This is a genomic window from Pseudomonas sp. NY15354 (genome assembly GCF_048068075.1).
Lineage (GTDB): Bacteria > Pseudomonadota > Gammaproteobacteria > Pseudomonadales > Pseudomonadaceae > Aquipseudomonas > Aquipseudomonas guariconensis_C.
Window position 1 is genome coordinate 206840 of the sequence record NZ_JBLUPV010000007.1, and the last position, 17494, is coordinate 224333.

17 protein-coding genes are annotated in these 17494 nt (G+C 63.6%); 5 read left to right on the plus strand and 12 right to left on the minus strand.

Annotation, left to right across the window (positions count from 1 at the left end):
* Positions 1-147: 147 nt before the first annotated feature.
* Positions 148-522, plus strand: a complete 375-nt coding sequence (locus ACNFCH_RS10250; RefSeq protein ID WP_337157672.1) for a helicase — start codon at positions 148-150, stop codon at positions 520-522.
* A 126-nt stretch (positions 523-648) separates the two neighbouring features.
* On the opposite strand, the gene ACNFCH_RS10255 is transcribed toward ACNFCH_RS10250, so the two are convergent.
* The 6 genes from ACNFCH_RS10255 to exbB form a co-directional block, all read right to left on the minus strand.
* Entirely contained in the window at positions 649-2052 is a 1404-nt protein-coding gene (locus ACNFCH_RS10255) for an HDOD domain-containing protein (protein WP_416742708.1), read from the minus strand.
* Between the two features lie 141 nt (positions 2053-2193).
* On the minus strand, positions 2194-4272 hold the full coding sequence (gene recG, locus ACNFCH_RS10260) for an ATP-dependent DNA helicase RecG (RefSeq protein WP_416742709.1): 2079 nt from the start codon (positions 4270-4272) through the stop codon (positions 2194-2196).
* 3 nt (positions 4273-4275) lie between these two features.
* Complete coding sequence (locus tag ACNFCH_RS10265; RefSeq protein ID WP_043209907.1) at positions 4276-5202, minus strand: hydrogen peroxide-inducible genes activator; 927 nt, start codon at positions 5200-5202, stop codon at positions 4276-4278.
* Positions 5203-5296: 94 nt separating this feature from the next.
* The gene (locus ACNFCH_RS10270) at positions 5297-6031 is read right to left on the minus strand and encodes an energy transducer TonB (protein ID WP_337157669.1); all 735 of its coding nucleotides are present in this window, start codon (positions 6029-6031) and stop codon (positions 5297-5299) included.
* Positions 6028-6456 (minus strand): TonB system transport protein ExbD, encoded by a 429-nt coding sequence (gene exbD, locus ACNFCH_RS10275; RefSeq protein ID WP_337157668.1) that lies wholly within the window; start codon positions 6454-6456, stop codon positions 6028-6030. The genes ACNFCH_RS10270 and exbD overlap by 4 nt, the downstream gene beginning before the upstream one ends.
* Positions 6457-6459: 3 nt before the next feature.
* Entirely contained in the window at positions 6460-7431 is a 972-nt protein-coding gene (gene exbB, locus ACNFCH_RS10280) for a tonB-system energizer ExbB (RefSeq protein WP_416742710.1), read from the minus strand.
* Positions 7432-7622: 191 nt separating this feature from the next.
* Between exbB and ACNFCH_RS10285 the strand changes: the two genes are divergently transcribed.
* Entirely contained in the window at positions 7623-8474 is an 852-nt protein-coding gene (locus ACNFCH_RS10285; RefSeq protein ID WP_337157666.1) for an SDR family oxidoreductase, read from the plus strand.
* Between the two features lie 120 nt (positions 8475-8594).
* Here ACNFCH_RS10285 and ACNFCH_RS10290 read toward each other — a convergent pair whose 3' ends face one another.
* The 5 genes from ACNFCH_RS10290 to ACNFCH_RS10310 form a co-directional block, all read right to left on the minus strand.
* Positions 8595-9320: a hypothetical protein gene (locus ACNFCH_RS10290; RefSeq protein WP_337157665.1), complete on the minus strand. Its 726-nt coding sequence runs from the start codon at positions 9318-9320 to the stop codon at positions 8595-8597.
* Positions 9321-9376: 56 nt separating this feature from the next.
* Entirely contained in the window at positions 9377-9757 is a 381-nt protein-coding gene (locus ACNFCH_RS10295) for a RidA family protein (RefSeq protein WP_043209898.1), read from the minus strand.
* A gap of 21 nt (positions 9758-9778) precedes the next feature.
* Positions 9779-11887 (minus strand): bifunctional GTP diphosphokinase/guanosine-3',5'-bis pyrophosphate 3'-pyrophosphohydrolase, encoded by a 2109-nt coding sequence (spoT, locus tag ACNFCH_RS10300; RefSeq protein ID WP_337157664.1) that lies wholly within the window; start codon positions 11885-11887, stop codon positions 9779-9781.
* Between the two features lie 59 nt (positions 11888-11946).
* Positions 11947-12210, minus strand: a complete 264-nt coding sequence (gene rpoZ, locus ACNFCH_RS10305; RefSeq protein ID WP_008091595.1) for a DNA-directed RNA polymerase subunit omega — start codon at positions 12208-12210, stop codon at positions 11947-11949.
* A gap of 276 nt (positions 12211-12486) precedes the next feature.
* The gene (locus ACNFCH_RS10310) at positions 12487-13359 is read right to left on the minus strand and encodes a LysR family transcriptional regulator (RefSeq protein ID WP_337157663.1); all 873 of its coding nucleotides are present in this window, start codon (positions 13357-13359) and stop codon (positions 12487-12489) included.
* Between the two features lie 208 nt (positions 13360-13567).
* Here ACNFCH_RS10310 and ACNFCH_RS10315 point away from each other — a divergent pair, with 208 nt between their 5' ends.
* From ACNFCH_RS10315 to ACNFCH_RS10325, 3 genes are all read left to right on the plus strand, one after another.
* On the plus strand, positions 13568-14950 hold the full coding sequence (locus ACNFCH_RS10315) for a glutamine synthetase family protein (protein WP_196163176.1): 1383 nt from the start codon (positions 13568-13570) through the stop codon (positions 14948-14950).
* 4 nt (positions 14951-14954) lie between these two features.
* Positions 14955-15728 carry a gamma-glutamyl-gamma-aminobutyrate hydrolase family protein gene (locus ACNFCH_RS10320; RefSeq protein WP_416742711.1) on the plus strand — a complete coding sequence of 258 codons (774 nt, stop codon included), beginning with the start codon at positions 14955-14957 and terminating at the stop codon, positions 15726-15728.
* Positions 15729-15840: 112 nt separating this feature from the next.
* On the plus strand, positions 15841-17385 hold the full coding sequence (locus ACNFCH_RS10325) for an APC family permease (protein ID WP_337157661.1): 1545 nt from the start codon (positions 15841-15843) through the stop codon (positions 17383-17385).
* A gap of 12 nt (positions 17386-17397) precedes the next feature.
* Here the strand turns inward: ACNFCH_RS10325 and ACNFCH_RS10330 are convergent.
* Positions 17398-17494 (minus strand): transposase (locus ACNFCH_RS10330; RefSeq protein ID WP_416742713.1); only part of this gene is annotated, 97 nt, incomplete at its 5' end.

Below are 17494 nucleotides of genomic sequence, written 5' to 3' on the forward strand. Positions count from 1 at the left end.
CGATAACAACGGTTATCCAAACGGGCGCCCTGGGCGCCCGTTGTGCATTCAGGCGCCAGGAAAATCGTCGAAACAGCAGATTTGTATTTCGCGACCGATAAAAGGATAAACTGCGCCGCTCAGTCACTTTTTAGTCGAGGCGTGTTGATGAAGTTTCGCTTCCTGCTCTGGGCCATGGGCCTGCTGATGGCCAGGGCCAGCCGCAACAATCCAGCGTTCCAGCAACAATTGCGCGACAAGGACCTGGTGTTCCAGATGCAGACGCTCGATGGTCGGATCGGCCGGCATTTCATCGTCAGCGGCGAGCGTGTCAGCAGCAAAGGGGGCCTGCACCCGCAGCCGGCCTTCGCCATCGCCTTCAAGGACGCCGCGTACGGTTTCGCGACGCTCCAGGCCAGCAACAAGCAACTGGCCTTCATGCAGGGGATTCAGGACAAGAGCATTCAGATCAAGGGCAATCCAGCCTTGGTCATCTGGTTCCAAGGCCTGATGAAATACCTCAAGCCCAAGAAGAAGGGCTGATTCGGCCTGTACCTGAGTGGGAGCAACGGTCTTGCCCGGTGGTGTCTTCTTCGCGGGTAACCCCGCTCCCACAGGGCTGCCGTGGGCCAGGTGGGAGCGGGTTTGCCCGCGAATAGGGCTGTGCGTTTACTGCGGGGCGTGGAACTGCGAGGCCAGTTCGCGCAGCAGCGCCTCGGCCTCCAGCACCTTGTTCACCACATCGTCGGCTTTTTCCCGGGTCAGGCTCAGCCGTTCCAGCAGAGCCTCGGGAATCTCCTCCTGAGGGCCCGAACCGATCCCGCGTGCGCGCAACAGGCGAATCGCCAGGCACACCAGGTTGGGGAACGCCGAGTTCTCACCCTCATAGCTCGGGTCGTGCTGGAAGCGCAGCGCCGTGCACAGCTCCTCGGGCATGTCCCACAGCTTCATCAGCCAGGCGCCGATCTGTTCGCGGCTGATACCCAGCAGGTGTTGCTCCACATAGGTGTGGCACAGGTGCGGGTTGACCTCCAGGTGGCGGCAGATCAGCGAGAAGTGCGGCGGAAACACATGCGCCAGCAACAGATAGCCGAAATTGTGCAGAAGGCCCGCAAGGTAGGTCAGCCCTGCCTCCGGACGTTCGGCCCGAGGCATGGCGCGGGTCAGGCCTTCGATCACCGCGGCGGTGTAGATCGACTGTTGCCAGTAAGGCGTGGCTTGCTGCGGGTGATCCTTGGGCAGGCTCAAAGTCTTGCCCAGCGCCAGGCCCAGGGCGAGGTTGATCACCAGGTCGAAGCCCAGCACGCGAACGATGGCGTCTTCCACCGAACGGATCTTGCCGGGTGAGGCGTAATAAGGCGATGCCGCCCAACTGACCACTTGGGCGGCCAGGGCAGGGTCGGTTTCCACGACGCCGGTGATGTCATCGATGCTGGCATTGGGGTCGACGCGCAGTTTGATGATCTTCTGCGCGGTGTCCGCCAGCGGTGGGATCTCGATGGTCTGTTCCAGGCGTTGCTGGATGCGTCGTGCGGTAAAGGCTTGGACGGCCTGGGTGATTTCCTTGGGGTCATCATCCGGTCGGTCAAGGTTGGGGCGGATGTCGTGGGTCTGTTCGCCGAAGTTGCCTGCGCTGGCTTTGTTCAACATGCCTTTGAACGCATCGCGTGGAATCTCCAGCAGCAAGCCGGGCTCACCAGACTGGATCAGCAGGTTGTCGACTTTCAGCAGGCTGGCTTCATAGAGGCACGGGTAGCTGGTCAGTGCCGGGATCCCCGGCAGGGTCTTGAGGGCATGCTTGTCGAGCATGTGCGCGAGGCGTGCGACCGGCACGGCCACCAGCTTGCGGCCGGTGAGTTCGGCCAGGCGGTTCAGGTCCAGCAACTGGCTCTGCGGAAACAGCACCATCAAGGCGCCGACTTCGTCGTCGAGAAGAATGGCCTGGACTCGTGCGTCGGCCGGCAGCCGTGCATGCTCGGGCACTTCGCGGTACGGCACGCCGAGCTTGTCGAGCAACAGCCGAATGACAGAGGGTGCGTGTGGGGTCGAAGTATCCAGGGCAACTTCAGTCATGGTCTGAGTCCAAGGTTTTCTTTTAAACGCGGAGTATAACCATCCGGCGCGATAACTGGATCCATTATGCGTGGATGGTGGCTCAGGCAGCGCGAGGCTGCAAAACAGCCTCGCGGGTTTGGGTGCATTTCGTGATCGGTATCACACCTGTCCATACTGCTGGCCATGGCGCAGCCAGCGATCCAGCAATGGGCTGACATGGTCGGGCCAACGGGCCAGCAGGGCCTGGGCTGCGTCACGTACGGCAGGGAGCAGATCCGCGTCACGCATGAGGTCGGCGACCTTGAACTGCAGCAGGCCGGTCTGACGGGTGCCAAGCATTTCGCCGGGGCCGCGCAGCTCCAGGTCCTTCTCGGCGATGACGAAGCCGTCGTTGGTTTCGCGCATGATGCCCAGGCGCTCGCGGCCGATCTGCGACAGGGGCGGGTGATAGAGCAGCACACAATGGCTGACCGCGCTGCCCCGGCCCACCCGGCCGCGTAGCTGGTGCAACTGGGCAAGGCCCAGGCGCTCGGGGTTCTCGATGATCATCAGGCTGGCATTGGGGACGTCCACGCCGACCTCGATCACGGTAGTCGCCACCAGCAGTTGGAGGTTGCCGGCCTTGAACTCGGCCATCACTGCGGCTTTTTCCACCGGTTTCATGCGCCCATGGATCAGGCCGACACGTAGCTCGCCCAGGGCGCTGCCCAGTTCCTCGAAGGTGCTTTCGGCCGCCTGGCAGGTCAGCTCCTCCGACTCTTCGATCAGGGTACAGACCCAATATGCCTGGCGCCCTTCGGCGCAGGCCGCTCGGACCCGCTCGACCACTTCGAAGCGCCGGCTGTCAGCTACCAGCACGGTGTTGACCGGCGTACGGCCAGGGGGCAGTTCGTCGAGGATGGACGTGTCCAGGTCGGCATAGGCACTCATGGCCAATGTGCGAGGAATCGGGGTGGCGGTCATGATCAACTGGTGCGGGCACAGCGCGCCGTCCACGCCTTTTTGGCGCAAGGCCAGGCGCTGCTGGACGCCAAACCGGTGTTGCTCGTCGATGATCGCCAGGGCCAGGCGGCGGAATTTCACTTCCTCCTGGAACAGCGCATGGGTACCGACCACCATCGGCACGCCGCTGGCGATCTGTTCCAGGGCGCTGGCGCGGGCCTTGCCCTTGAGCTTGCCGGCCAGCCAGGCCACCTCGATGCCCAAGGGCTCGAGCCAGCGTTTGAAGGTCAGGTAATGCTGCTCGGCGAGAATCTCGGTGGGTGCCATCAGGGCCACCTGATAGCCAGCTTCCAGGGCCTGCAAGGCGGCGAGGGCGGCGACCACGGTCTTGCCCGCGCCCACGTCGCCCTGAACCAGACGCATCATCGGCTCAGGCTGGCTGAGGTCGTAGGCGATCTCGTTGCCGACGCGCTGCTGCGCGCCGGTGGGGCTGAAGCCCAGGTTGGCCAGATACTGCGCCGGCAGGCGGCTGGCCTTGGGCAACACCGGGGCCCGCAGGGCGCGCAGGCTCTCACGCAGGCGTTGTTGGGAAAGCTGATGGGTCAGCAGCTCTTCGAAGGCCAGGCGGTGCTGGGCCCAATGCTGGCCTTCGGCGAGTTCGTCGAGGTCAGCGTCGGCAGGTGGGTTGTGCAGGTAGCGGATCGCATCGTCCAGCGGCGCCAGATGGTAATCCCGGGCCAATTCGTCGGGCAGCCAGTCTGGCAGGCTGCGCGGGCCGAGCATGGCCAGGCTCTGCTGGCACAGCAGGCGCAGGCGTTGCTGGGTCAGGCCTTCGGTGCTCGGGTAGATGGGCGTCAGGGTCTGTTCGACGGGCGGCGCGGGTTCGCTGCCATTGAGCGCGCGGTACTCCGGGTGATAGATCTCAAGCCCTGAGGCACCGGGGCGGGCCTCGCCATAGCAGCGCAAATGGGTGCCACGCTTGAGGCCTTCTTTCTGGGCATTGCTGAAGTGGTAGAAGCGCAGGCTCAGCACGCCGGTGCCGTCTCCCAGGCGCACCACCAGGCTGCGGCGCTTGCCCATGGTCACGTCGGCGCCGCTGACCACCCCTTCGATCACCGCATCCTGGCCCGGGCGCAAGGCTCCGATCGGCACCACGCGGGTGCGGTCCTGGTAGCGCAGCGGCAGGTGGAACAGCAGGTCCTGAAGATTTTCCAGACCGACCTTGGCCAGCTTCTCGGCCATGGCGTCGCCGACACCCTTGAGGGTGGTCACCGGGACAGTCGACAGCTCGGTCATGGGTCAGGCCGATTTTTCCGCAGGCGGCTTGGCTACCGAGCAGAGGCGAATCGAGTCGGCGAGGATCTCGATGGCCTTGGGCCGCGGGAAGCTGGCGCGCCAGGCGATGGCCACGGTGCGGAATGGCGAAGGCGCCGTGAGCGGGCGCACTTCGATCACGCCCGGGGCGTAATGGTGGCTGTGTACGGCCGAGAGCGGCAGGATCGACACGCCAAGGCCGGAGGCGACCATGTGGCGGATGGTTTCCAGCGAGCTGGACTCGACCGTGGTGTGCTTGGAGCCTTCGCCACCCTTGTTGATGGTCGGGCAGGCCTCCAGTACCTGGTCGCGGAAGCAGTGACCTTCGCCGAGCAGCAGCAGGCTCTTGTCATTGAGCATGGCCGTGTCGATGGTCTTCTTGGCGGTCCAGGGGTGATCGGCGGGCATCAGCGCGTAGAACGGCTCGTCGTACAGCGGCAGCGTCAGTACGTCAGCCTCGTTGAACGGCAGGGCGATGATCACGGCGTCCAGCTCGCCGTTGCGCAGCTTCTCGCGCAGTACGTGAGTGAAGTTCTCCTCGATGTACAGCGGCATCTGCGGGGCGACCCGGTGCAACTGCGGAATGAGGTGCGGGAAGAGGTAGGGACCGACGGTATAGATGGCACCGACTTTGAGCGGCGCGGTGAGCTGGTTCTTGCCGGCCTGGGCGAGTTCGCGAATACCCTGGGCCTGCTCCAGGACCTTCTGCGCCTGGGCGACGATGCTTTCGCCGACCGGGGTCAGGCGCACCGCGCTCTTGCTGCGCTCGAAGATCAGCACGCCAAGCTCGTCCTCGAGTTTCTTCACACCGACCGACAGGGTCGGCTGGCTGACATGGCAACGCTCGGCAGCGTGGCCGAAATGCTGCTCCTGGGCGAGTGTGACGATGTAGCGTAATTCTGTGAGGGTCATAACGTGCGTCCATGAAGTTGCGGCCCCAGCATAGCGGCTGCAATCGATAGACGCACGTTATCAGACTTGCTGTTTTGTGACAGAAACAAAAGTATCAGCGACGGTCCAGCGAGTAGACGAACGGCGCCACGACTTCGATCTGACCATTGTTCAGCAATTCCTTCGGCGGCTTGGGTACTGGCTGCGCCCGGCGGATCATCTCCAGGGTCGCCCGATCCAGCGCTGCGCTGCCCGAACCACCGGCCAGCGCGAACGACAGCACCTTGCCCTCGGCATCGACCACGAAGCGCAGCCGGTTGATCCCTTGCAGGCCTCGGCGGCGAGCGTCTTCCGGGTACCGCTTGTACTTGGCCAGGTGACGCAGCAAGTCGCTCTGCCAGGTCGGCAGGGCATTGCTGTTGGACGCGATGCTCGGTGCCGGTGCCGCCGATTTTTGCGGTGGTGTGTTGCTTGGCGGCGTGTCCGCGACTTGTTCCTTGGCCGGTGGCAGATCCTTTGGCGGCTCGGGCTGTTTCTCAGGCTTGGGCGGTTGAGGCTTGGCCTTGGGCTTGGGTGGCTTGGGGATGGCGATCTTCGGCTTGGGCGCTTCCACCAGCTTGGGCAGCGGCGGTTCTTCAACCGGTGCTGGCGGCTGTGGTGCGGCCTTGGGCGGTGGTGGTGGCGCCGGTGCGGGCAGCGGCGCCAGCTCGACCATCATGGCCGCCGGCGGCAGTTCCACGGCCTGGGGCACCGACCAGTTCAGGGTCAGCAGCACTGCCAGTACGTGCACGCCCAGCACGATCGCCAGGCTGACGCCGTAGCGCGCCAGGTTGGACCGTGTCGTTGTCATTGCTTGGCTGCCGTTTCGAGACCGACCAGGCCGACCTTGAGGTAGCCGGCGGCGCGCATGGTGTTCATGACTTCCATCAGGTCGCCGTAATCAACACCCTTGTCGGCCTGGAAGAAGATCGTGGTTTCCTTGTCGCCCTTGGTCTTGGCGTCGAGCATCGCGCCGAGCTGTTCACGCTGGGCCACCTCGTCATCACCGACATAGAGCTTCTTGTCGGTCTTGACGCTGACGAACACCGGCTTCTCGGGCCTCGGCGCCGGCTTGGCGGTCGAGGCGGGCAAGTCGACCTTGATGTCGACGGTAGCCAGGGGGGCTGCAACCATGAAGATGATCAGCAGCACCAGCATGACGTCGATGAAAGGCGTGACGTTGATTTCGTGGTTTTCGGCGAGATCGTCGCCACCTTCGTTGAGATGCAGGCCCATGGCTTACCCCACTTTCACCATGTGCGGGGCGACACGCTCGCCACCCTGGTGGTCCAGGTCGCGGCTGACCAGCAGCAGTACCTGGGCCGAGGCATCGGAAACCTGGGCCTTATAGCCGGCGATGGAGCGGGCGAAGACGTTGTAGATGACCACGGCCGGAATAGCCGCGACCAGGCCCAGGGCGGTGGCCAGCAGGGCTTCGGCGATGCCGGGGGCGACTACGGCCAGGTTGGTGGTTTGGGTCTTGGCGATGCCGATGAAGCTGTTCATGATGCCCCAGACGGTACCGAACAGACCGACGAAGGGCGCGGTGGAGCCGATGGTGGCGAGGACGCCGGTGCCGGTGCTCATGCTGCGGCCGCTGGCGGCGACCAGACGCTCCAGGCGGAAGCTGACACGCTCTTTGATGCCTTCCTTCTCGCGGGCATTGGCCGAGAGGCGCATTTCGTCCAGCGCATCATGGACCAAGGTGTGGGCCAGGGTGCCTGCCTTGTTGGCGACGTCGCTGGCATCCTTGAGGCTGGCGGCTTTCTTCAGCAGGGCGATCTCGCCACGCAGGCGACGCTTGGCGCCCATCAGCTCGAAGCCCTTGGCGATCCAGATGGTCCAGGTGATCAGCGAGGCGATGGCCAGGCCGATCATCACGGCTTTGACGACCACGTCGGCGTTCTTGTACATGCCCCAAGGGGACAGGTCGTGGGCCATGCCCAGGGAAGTGTCTTCGACCAGGGCCTGAACGTTTTCGTCCGCAGGTGCCTGAGCATTGGCAGCATCGGCGGGGGTCTGGGCTTCACCGGCCGCGGCCGGGGCGGCAGGTGCTGCTGGTGCGGTCGCCGCGGCCGGGGTATTGGTGGCCGGGGTGGCAGGCTCATCGGCCATGGCGGCTGGGGCCAGCACCAGGCTGAGGGTCAGCGCGGCGATGGCGCGCCATGCGCGCGATGTGGTTGGCGAAGCGGAGGGTTGAGTACGTGTCATGCTGGCCGGACCTGATGAAGAAAATGAGGTGACGTTCTCCAAGGCCTCGAGGCAGGCCGAGAACAGAATAGGGCGCCATTATTGCAAGTAATTCTTGTTAGCAGAAGTAATAATGTTGCCTTTTTTAACCATCGTCTAGCCGCCTATCGATTAGTCCGGCTAGCGTGACCATTGGCGCAGGGAGTTGAGAGATGTCAGAACCGTCCGTAATGATCGTGGGTTGTGGTGATGTCGGCGGTCGCTTAGCTCGCCAGCTGCTCGACCATGGCTGGCAGGTCAGTGGGCTGCGACGTTCGGTTGGGCAGTTGCCTGCGGGGGTGCTGCCGGTTGCCGCCGATCTGTCCGAGGCGGCCATTCCTGCAGCCTGGCCTGCACGTTCGCCTGATTACCTGGTGTATTGCGTGGCCGCCAGCCAGCACGATGAGGCTGGCTACCAGGCCGCTTATGTCGAAGGGTTGCGCCATGTGCTGGGTTGGCTGGCGGAACGTGGGCAACGGCCACGGCGGATAGTGTTCGTGTCCAGCAGCAGCGTGTATGGGCAGGCCGATGGCGAATGGATCGACGAGCGTGCGGCCACCGAGCCCCTAGGCTATTCGGGGCGGGTAATGCTGGAGGCCGAGCAGTTGGCGCTGCACAGTGGGCTGCCAGCAACCATCGTTCGTCTGACCGGCATCTATGGGCCGGGGCGCGAATGGCTGCTAAGCCAGGTGCGCCAGGGCTACCGCGTGGCCGAGGCGCCACCGCTGTACGGTAATCGCATCCACGCCGAGGATGCCGCGGGGCTGATCGCGTTCCTGCTGCAAGCCGATGCCCGGGGTGAGGCGCTGGACGACTGCTATATCGGCGTCGACGACGACCCTGCGCCCTTGGCCTCGGTCGTTGGCTGGTTGCGTGAGTACATGGGTGTAAGTGAGTGGTCGGACGAGCAACGCGTGCGGCGCACCGGCAGCAAGCGCTGCAGCAATGCGCGGGCACGTGCGCTGGGGTGGGCACCGCAGTATCCAAGCTACAAGGAAGGGTATGCCGCGATCTTGAAGGGTTAGGCCTTTATCGGAGCAGCTTCTTGCTAGGCTGCCTTGGGCCTGTTGCAGCTGAACCCCACAGGTACTGCGGTGTTGTCGAGGACACCGAAGAACCTGCGGGAGAGGGTTTGCGGGGTTGTATCAGTCGCGCTCAAGCACCCACTGCCGCGCACCCGGCGCCAGCTGTGGCTTTTCGTCTGGCTGGGCACGATTGACCGCTTGAAGGATCTCCAGCGTGTCGCCATCGCGCTTGAATACCCACGGCGCGCCGCGCTGGTTGCGCTCCAGCCACAGGCTGTCATTGCCGCCGCCCATGTCGGCGCAATCGCCCGCCAGGCACAGGGCATAGCGATCGAGGTTGGGCAGGCCGGTCACGCTGCCGTTGTCGGCGAAGCGCACCGTTGCACCTTTGCCCGGGCCCTCGACGATCTTCCATTCGCCGCCCAGATAGGCGGTATACAGCGCCTTTTCAAAGCTGCCGCCAAGTGGTGCATTGGCGGGAGCCGCCGGCGCTTTCACGAAGGTCTGTTTGTCGCCGGTTTGCGAGGTGACGCGCAGTTTGTCGCCACTTAGGCTCAGTTGCTCGGTCTGGCCGCCGGTGAAGCTGGCCTGCCACTGGTCTTCTTTCGCGCTCAGGTAACCATCGACTGCCTCGAAGCCGTTGCTGTAGCTGGCTTGCTGGTTGGCGGTGTCGATTTTCCATTCGAGAACCGGCCCCTTTTTGCTCAGGGCCTCGTGCAGGCTGCCACCGTCGGCGGCATCGATGGCGTCCTGGTTGATCCAGGTGCCGTTGTAGTCTTCGGGTTTGTGACTGGCACAGCCGCCCAGGAGCAGGGCTGCCAGTGCAAGGGGCAGGGCATGGCGCATGGTGTAAAACCTTGGGGCAGGGAAGGTGACGGGCATGGCGCCCGCCACCGGAGGCATCACTCGATGACCAGGATCGCGTCCATCTCGACCTGGGAGCCTTTCGGCAGAGCGGCAACGCCGATAGCGGCGCGCGCTGGGTAAGGCTGCTCGAAGTAACGACCCATGATCTCGTTGACCTTGGCGAAGTGGCTCAGGTCGGTGAGGAAGATGTTCAGCTTGACGATGTCCTTGAACGAACCGCCAGCGGCCTCGGCAACGGCCTTGAGGTTCTCGAAGACCTGGACGGTCTGGGCTTCGAAGCCTTCGACCAGTTCCATGGTTTTCGGGTCCAGCGGGATCTGGCCGGACATGTATACGGTATTGCCGGCCTTGATCGCCTGGGAGTAGGTGCCGATGGCGGCTGGGGCCTTGTCGCTGTTGATGACGGTCTTGGTCATGATGACTCCTTGGTTGACGGACTACGTACGCATGCGGGTGATGCGGACCACGCCGGTCAGGGTACGCAACTTCTTGATCACGCGGGCCAGGTGCACGCGATCGCGCACGCTGACCACCAGTTGGACCACGCTGATACGGCCGTCGCGTTCGTCCATGCTGATTTTTTCGATATTGCCGTCGGCGGCGTTGACGCTGCTGGCCAGCAGGGCGATCAGGCCACGCTGGTGCTCCAGCTCGACTCGCAGTTCGACATTGAACTCACCGGTGATGTCCTTGGCCCAGGAAAGCTGCACGCATTTTTCCGGGTTGTGGCGGATTTCACTGATGTTGCGGCAGTTCTCCAGGTGCACGACCATGCCTTTGCCCGCCGACAAGTGGCCGACGATCGGGTCACCCGGGATCGGGGTGCAGCACTTGGCATAGCTGAGCACCAGGCCTTCGGTGCCGCGGATGGCCAGCGGGCCTTCCGGTGCGGGCAGTTGCTCGCCTTCGGCGGACAACAGGCGACGGGCCACGACGTAGGCCATGCGATTGCCCAGGCCGATGTCTTCGAGCAGATCCTCGAGCAGCTCCAGGCGGTACTCGCTGAGAATCGACTGGATGCGCTCCGGCGGAATCTTCTCCAGGCTGCTGTCGAAGCCGGTGAGGACCTTGTTCAGCAGGCGTTCACCCAGGCTGATCGACTCGGACCGGCGCTGTTGCTTGAGTGCATGGCGAATATGCGTGCGCGCCTTGCCGGTGACCACGAAGTTGAGCCATGCGGGGTTCGGGCGGGCACCCGGCGCGCTGACGATTTCCACCGTCGAGCCGCTTTGCAGCGGTTCGGACAGCGGCGCCAGGCGGCGATTGATACGGCAGGCGATGCAACTGTTGCCGACGTCGGTGTGCACCGCGTAAGCGAAGTCGACGGCGGTGGAACCTTTGGGCAGCTCCATGATCCGGCCCTTGGGCGTGAAGACGTAGACCTCGTCCGGGAAGAGGTCGATCTTGACGCTTTCGATGAACTCCAGGGAGTTGCCGGCACGCTGCTGCAGCTCGAGGATGCCCTTGACCCACTGGCGGGCGCGGGCATGGTTGCCCTTGGGCTGTTCATCCTCGTTTGACTTGTACAGCCAGTGCGCAGCGATCCCGTTGTTGGCCATCTCTTCCATTTCGCGGGTGCGGATCTGGATCTCGATGGGTACGCCATGCATGCCGAACAGCGTCGTATGCAGGGACTGGTAGCCGTTGGCCTTGGGAATCGCGATGTAGTCCTTGAAGCGACCGGGCAGTGGCTTGTACAGGTTGTGTACGGCGCCGAGCACGCGGTAGCAGGTGTCGACCTTGTCGACGATGATGCGGAAGGCATACACGTCCATGATCTCGTTGAAGGCGCGGCGCTTGCCGCGCATCTTCTTGTAGATGCCATAGAGGTGTTTCTGCCGGCCGCTGACCTCGCCTTCGATGCCATCCGCAGCCAGGCAGTTGGCCAGCGACTGCTCGATCTTGGCGACGATCTCCTTGCGGTTGCCACGGGCGCTCTTGACCGCGCGGTGGATCAGCGAGGAGCGCATCGGGTGCATCGCCTTGAAGCCGAGGTCTTCGAACTCCACACGCACGTTGTGCATGCCCAGCCGGTTGGCGATGGGGGCGTAGATCTCGAGGGTTTCCTTGGCGATGCGCCGGCGTTTTTCGCCAGAGAGCACTTCCAGGGTGCGCATGTTGTGCAGGCGGTCGGCCAGTTTGACCAGGATCACGCGGATGTCGCGGGCCATGGCCATGGCCATCTTCTGGAAGTTTTCGGCCTGGGCTTCGGCCTTGGTCTCGAAGTTCATCTGGGTCAGCTTGCTGACCCCGTCGACCAGCTCGGCGACAGTCTCGCCGAATTGCTGGCAGAGGGCTTCCTTGGCGATGCCGGTGTCTTCGATCACATCGTGCAGCATAGCGGCCATCAGGCTCTGATGGTCCATGTGCATGTCGGCCAGGATGCTGGCCACGGCCAGCGGGTGGGTCACGTAGGGCTCGCCGCTACGGCGGCGTTGACCATCGTGCGCCTGTTCGGCGTAGAAATAGGCCCGGCGGACCAGATTGACCTGGTCGGGGCCGAGGTAGGTCGACAGCCGTTCGGCGAGGGCTTCTATACCCGGCATGGATTCACCTCCGGCCGAGGGAGAAGGCCTTGTGCCGCACGATGTCGACCGGGCATGGATCAGACAGCCTCGTTGTTCTCGTCCTCGAACGCTGCGAAGACCGGATCTTCGGTGACGATCTCTTCGGCGGCGATGAACTCAGGAGTGACGATACCTTCAGCGATTTCGCGCAGGGCGACGACGGTCGGCTTGTCGTTTTCCCATGCAACGCGCGGCTCTTTGCCGCCGGTGGCCAGCTGACGGGCGCGCTTGGTCGAGAGCATGACCAGCTCAAAGCGGTTATCCACGTGTTCCAGGCAGTCTTCAACAGTTACGCGGGCCATGGTCTTCCTCAGTAGCAAATGCGTTAGGCGTGCAGCCCAGAGTGGGCAGGCGGACTCGATAGTTTAAAAAATCACCAGCCAATAGGGAAGCGCTGTTTTGTCAGGTGGTGGTCTGTCGGGGCTGTGTTGGCTGCTTCGCGGGTAACCCCATAGAGACGCGGCGCTGTCTTTTGTGGGTGCGGGTTTACCCGCGAAAGCGCCGGAGCAGACACCGGCACGCTTGAGTCTGACGATAACGGGAGGCCGTGACTGGACACAAGCCTGCGTGGCGCGTTCTCACAACATGGCGTCGCGAAGACGTGGGGTCAGTTCTTCGAACAGCGTCTGTACCGAGCGCAGGGCCCGGCAATCCGGGCGGGTCAGCAGCCACAGCTGGGTGTCGCAGCCGGGCAGGGGGCCGCTCAGGGCCTCGACCTCAGGCAGCGCGTCGACCATGTAGTCCGGCAACGCCGCCACGCCCAGGCCGGTGCTCACGAGCTGAGCGATGGTCGACATGCTGCTGCACTGGTAGCGTGGATTCAGGCCTGGGTACTGCTGGTTGCGCCAGACCACCGTGGGGTGGTCCTGCATCGAATCGTCCGGGGCGATCCACGGTACGCTGTTGTGCGACTCGCCCAGGCGTTCGCGCCACTGAGGCTGGCCGCAGACCACGTAGGACGTGGAGCCCAGGCAGCGGCCGACAAGGTGCTCGGGCGGTGTGTTGGTCAGACGCAGGGCGATGTCGGCATCGCGTCGGCTGAGGTTGGCGAACGTGTTGGAGGTGCCCAGTTCCAGCGACAAAGCAGGGTAGTTCGACATGAAGTCGGCCAGCGCTGGCAATAGCAGGCTGTGCATCACGGCTTCGGTGCAGGTCAGACGAACGGTACCGCTGACCACCTGTTCCCCGCTGGTCAGGGCGATGCGCGCGGCATCGAGCGCCTGCTCGGCGCGCTCGGCCTGCTCTGCCAGGGCCTGGGCGGTGTCGGTGGGCAGGTAGCCTTTGCGGCTCTTGACGAACAGCGCCGTGCCCAGCGCCGACTCCAGTCGGCGAATCGAGCGAAACACCGTCGAGACGTCTACCTTGAGCAGTTCGGCGGCTTTGGCCAGCGAGCGACCACGTTCCAGGGCCAGGACCAGGGAAAGGTCGGCATGGGTAATCTGATATTGCATCGATGCACGCTCTGCTTGCCGAAATGCCAATGTCTGTTGCGTTGAGGCCATTTTATAGTGGAACGGCCCCCGGGAATCAATGCACACCGGGTCGCACCCTATCCCCACGATGGGACAGTGAAAAGAACAACAGTAGCAACCATCGCCGCCCGCGAGGCGCCAGCAGCCTCCCTCCACATCGCCGCCCCGAATCAAAGGATGTACAGCCATGACGTCGGTAATCCCGTGCGCCAGTTCTTCCAGCGAGATGAATGAATTCCTAGAGGCTCATCCGGACACGCAGTTCGTCGATCTGCTGATTTCCGACATGAACGGTGTGGTACGCGGCAAGCGCATCGAGCGCGCCAGCCTGCACAAGGTCTACGAGAAAGGCATCAATCTGCCGGCGTCGTTGTTTGCCCTGGATATCAACGGTTCGACCGTGGAGAGCACTGGCCTTGGCCTGGACATCGGCGATGCCGACCGCATCTGCTACCCGATCCCTGGCACTTTGTCCGACGAGCCTTGGCAGAAGCGCCCTACCGCCCAACTGCTGATGACCATGCATGAGCTGGACGGCGCCCCGTTCTTCGCCGACCCGCGTGAAGTGCTGCGCCAGGTGATCGCCAAGTTCGACGAACTGGGCCTGGATATCTGCGCAGCCTTCGAGCTCGAGTTCTACCTGATCGACCAGGACAACCTCAACGGTCGCCCACAGCCACCGCGCTCACCGATCTCCGGTAAGCGTCCGCAGTCGACCCAGGTGTACCTGATCGACGATCTGGACGAGTACGCCGACTGCCTGCAGGACATGCTGGAAGCGGCCAAGGAGCAAGGCATTCCGGCCGACGCCATCGTCAAGGAAAGTGCCCCGGCCCAGTTCGAGGTCAACCTGCATCACGTCGCCGACCCACTCAAGGCTTGTGACTACGCGATCCTGCTCAAGCGCTTGATCAAGAACATCGCCTACGACCATGAAATGGACACCACCTTCATGGCCAAGCCCTACCCGGGCCAGGCGGGCAACGGCCTGCACGTGCACATCTCGCTGCTGGACAAGAAGACCGGCAAGAACATCTTCGCCAACGAAGACCCGCTCCAGAGCGATGCGTTGCGCCACGCCATTGGCGGTGTGCTGGAAACCATGCCGGCATCGATGGCGTTCCTCTGCCCGAACATCAACTCCTACCGCCGATTCGGCGCGCAGTTCTACGTGCCGAACGCACCGAGCTGGGGCCTGGACAACCGCACCGTCGCCCTGCGTGTGCCGACCGACAGCAGCGAGAACGTGCGCATCGAGCACCGCGTGGCTGGCGCCGACGCCAACCCGTACCTGATGCTCGCCGCCATCCTGGCTGGCATCCATCACGGTCTGACCAACCAGGTCGAGCCGGGTGAGCCGATCGAAGGCAACTCGTACGAGCAGTTGGAACAGAGCCTGCCGAACAACCTGCGCGACGCCTTGCGTGCGCTGGACGACAGCGAAGTCCTCAACCAATACATCAGCCCGGACTACATCGATATCTTCGTGGCCTGCAAGGAAAGCGAGCTGGCCGAGTTCGAAGTGTCGATCTCCGACCTCGAGTACAACTGGTACCTGCACACGGTATAAGCCCATGAGCGCAAATGCGGTCCCTCTGATCGGTGTCAGCGCCTGCCGCCAGCAGGAGGGGAAGAACTCGTCGCACACAGTGGGCGACAAGTACGTGGAGGCGGCCGGCTTCGCGGGGCTGCCGCTGATCTTGCCGGCCCGTGACGGCGGCAGCGATACACAGGCGCTGCTGGCTCGGCTCGATGGCATTCTTTTTACCGGCTCGCCTTCTAATGTCGAGCCGCATCATTACAATGGCGCCCCCAGCGTGGAAGGGACCCGGCACGACGTCGCGCGTGACCGCCTGACCTTGCCGTTGCTGCAGGCAGCCATTGCCGCCGGTATTCCGGTGTTCTGTATCTGCCGTGGTTTCCAGGAACTGAACGTCGCCCTCGGCGGCACCCTGCACCAGCGCGTGCAGGAGCTGCCCGGCTACCTGGACCACCGAGAACCTGAGGATGCACCGCTTGAGGTGCAATACAGCCCTCGACACCCCGTCGGCGTTGCGCCGGGAGGGCTGTTCGAGCGCTTGGGCCTGGCTGAGCAGTTCGAGGTCAACTCGCTGCACAGCCAGGGCATCGACCGTTTGGCCCCTGGCCTGCGCGTCGAGGCACGGGCCCCGGATGGCCTGATCGAAGCGGTGTCCATGCCTGATGCGCCGGGTTTCGTGCTCGGCGTGCAGTGGCACCCGGAATGGCGTTTCGCCGAAAACCCGGTCTCGCGGAGCCTGTTCCAGGCATTCCGTGAGGCCTGCATTGCCCACGCTGCACGGGAGGGTTCACGCCAGAAAACACTCTGACGTTACCCGAAGGTCTTGGATGACCCGCTCCCTGCAACAGCTTTCAATGAGTGAAAGCGGGCCTTGTTCGCAAGGTCCGTGAAAACAATACCAATAGTTACGGCAAAGACTCATGAGCGAATACACCGAAGCCGGCCGCCCACCCGATGTGGCGACCGACGCAGGCAACACCCAGCGCGCCAGCAAAGGCCTGGCAAAAGGCCGTTTGGGCCTGCTGGCCAGCGTGGTACTGGGCATCTCCACGATTGCACCTGTCTACACCCTGACCGGTGCCCTTGGCCCCACCGTGCGTGAGGTGGGCGCCCACCTTCCCGCCGTTTTCATCGTTGGCTTCTTGCCCATGTTGCTGGTCGCGCTGGGCTATCGCGAGCTCAATGCCGCGGAGCCGGACAGTGGCACCTCGTTTACCTGGTCGGCACGGGCCTTCGGGCCGATGATCGGCTGGATCGGTGGTTGGGGGCTGGTCGTGGCCACCACCATCGTGTTGTCCAACCTGGCGGGTGTGGCCGTCGATTTCTTCTACCTCTTCATTGCGCAGATCACCGGCCAGCAGGAGCTGGCGGCATTGGCGGACAACTTGCTGGTGAACATCGCCACCTGTTGTGTGTTCATCGCCCTGGCGGTGTGGATCTGCTGCCGCGGCATGGGCACGACGATGACCGTGCAGTATGGCCTGGTGGCTTTGCAGTTGCTGGTGCTGATCGGCTTTGCGTTCGCCGCCTTCAGCGAGACCACCGCACCGCCACCGCTGGCATTCGACCTGGCCTGGTTCAACCCGTTTGGCGTGGAGTCGTTCTCGGCGTTCGCCGCAGGCTTGTCGTTGTCGATCTTCATCTTCTGGGGTTGGGACGTGTGCCTGACCGTGAGCGAAGAGTCGATCGGCAGTGACGAAGTCCCGGGCAAGGCGGCCACCTGGACGGTGTTGCTGATCCTGGGTCTGTACTTGGTTACCGCCATCGCCACCCTGCAGTTCGCTGGGATCAGCGATGTCGGCCTGGGCCTGGGCAATCCGCGTATCCAGGAGAACGTCTTCGCACACCTGGCCGGCCCGGTCATGGGGCCGTTGGCGATCCTGATGTCCATCGCCGTGCTGGCGAGCACCGCCGCGTCCTTGCAGTCGACCTTCGTGTCGCCGGCGCGGACCCTGCTCGCGATGGGTTACTACGGTGCCGTGCCGCAACGCTTTGCCAGCGTCTGCCCGCGCTCGCAGACCCCGCGCTATGCCACCATCTGCGCCGGTGTCGCTGCTGGTCTGTTCTACGTGACCATGCGTACCCTGAGCGAGAACGTGCTGGCTGACACCATCACCGCGCTGGGCATGATGATCTGCTTCTACTACTCGCTGACGGCCTATGCCTGTGTCTGGTACTTCCGCCACAGCCTGTTCGGCAGCCTGCGTCACTTCTTCATGCGCGGCCTGTGCCCGCTGGTGGGGGGCGTGATCCTGTCGATCATCTTCGTGCGCACCGCAATCGACAGCGCGTCGCCGGACTTCGGCAGCGGCTCGCACGTCGCCGGGCTTGGTCTGGTGTTCGTGATCGCGGCGATCATCTCGGCGCTGGGGATCGTTCTGATGGTGCTGTCACGTTGGCGTGCACCGGCCTACTTCCTGGGCGCGACCTTGCGCCAGCAGGCCAACCTGCAACTGCAGGAGTAAAAAAAAGGTTCTTCACGGATTGCCGGGAAAGTCATTCTTGATCTTCATGAAGAAGAATTCGCTGTCCCGGTAGCCGTAAGCCATCCGTTTGATGACCTTGATCCGATTG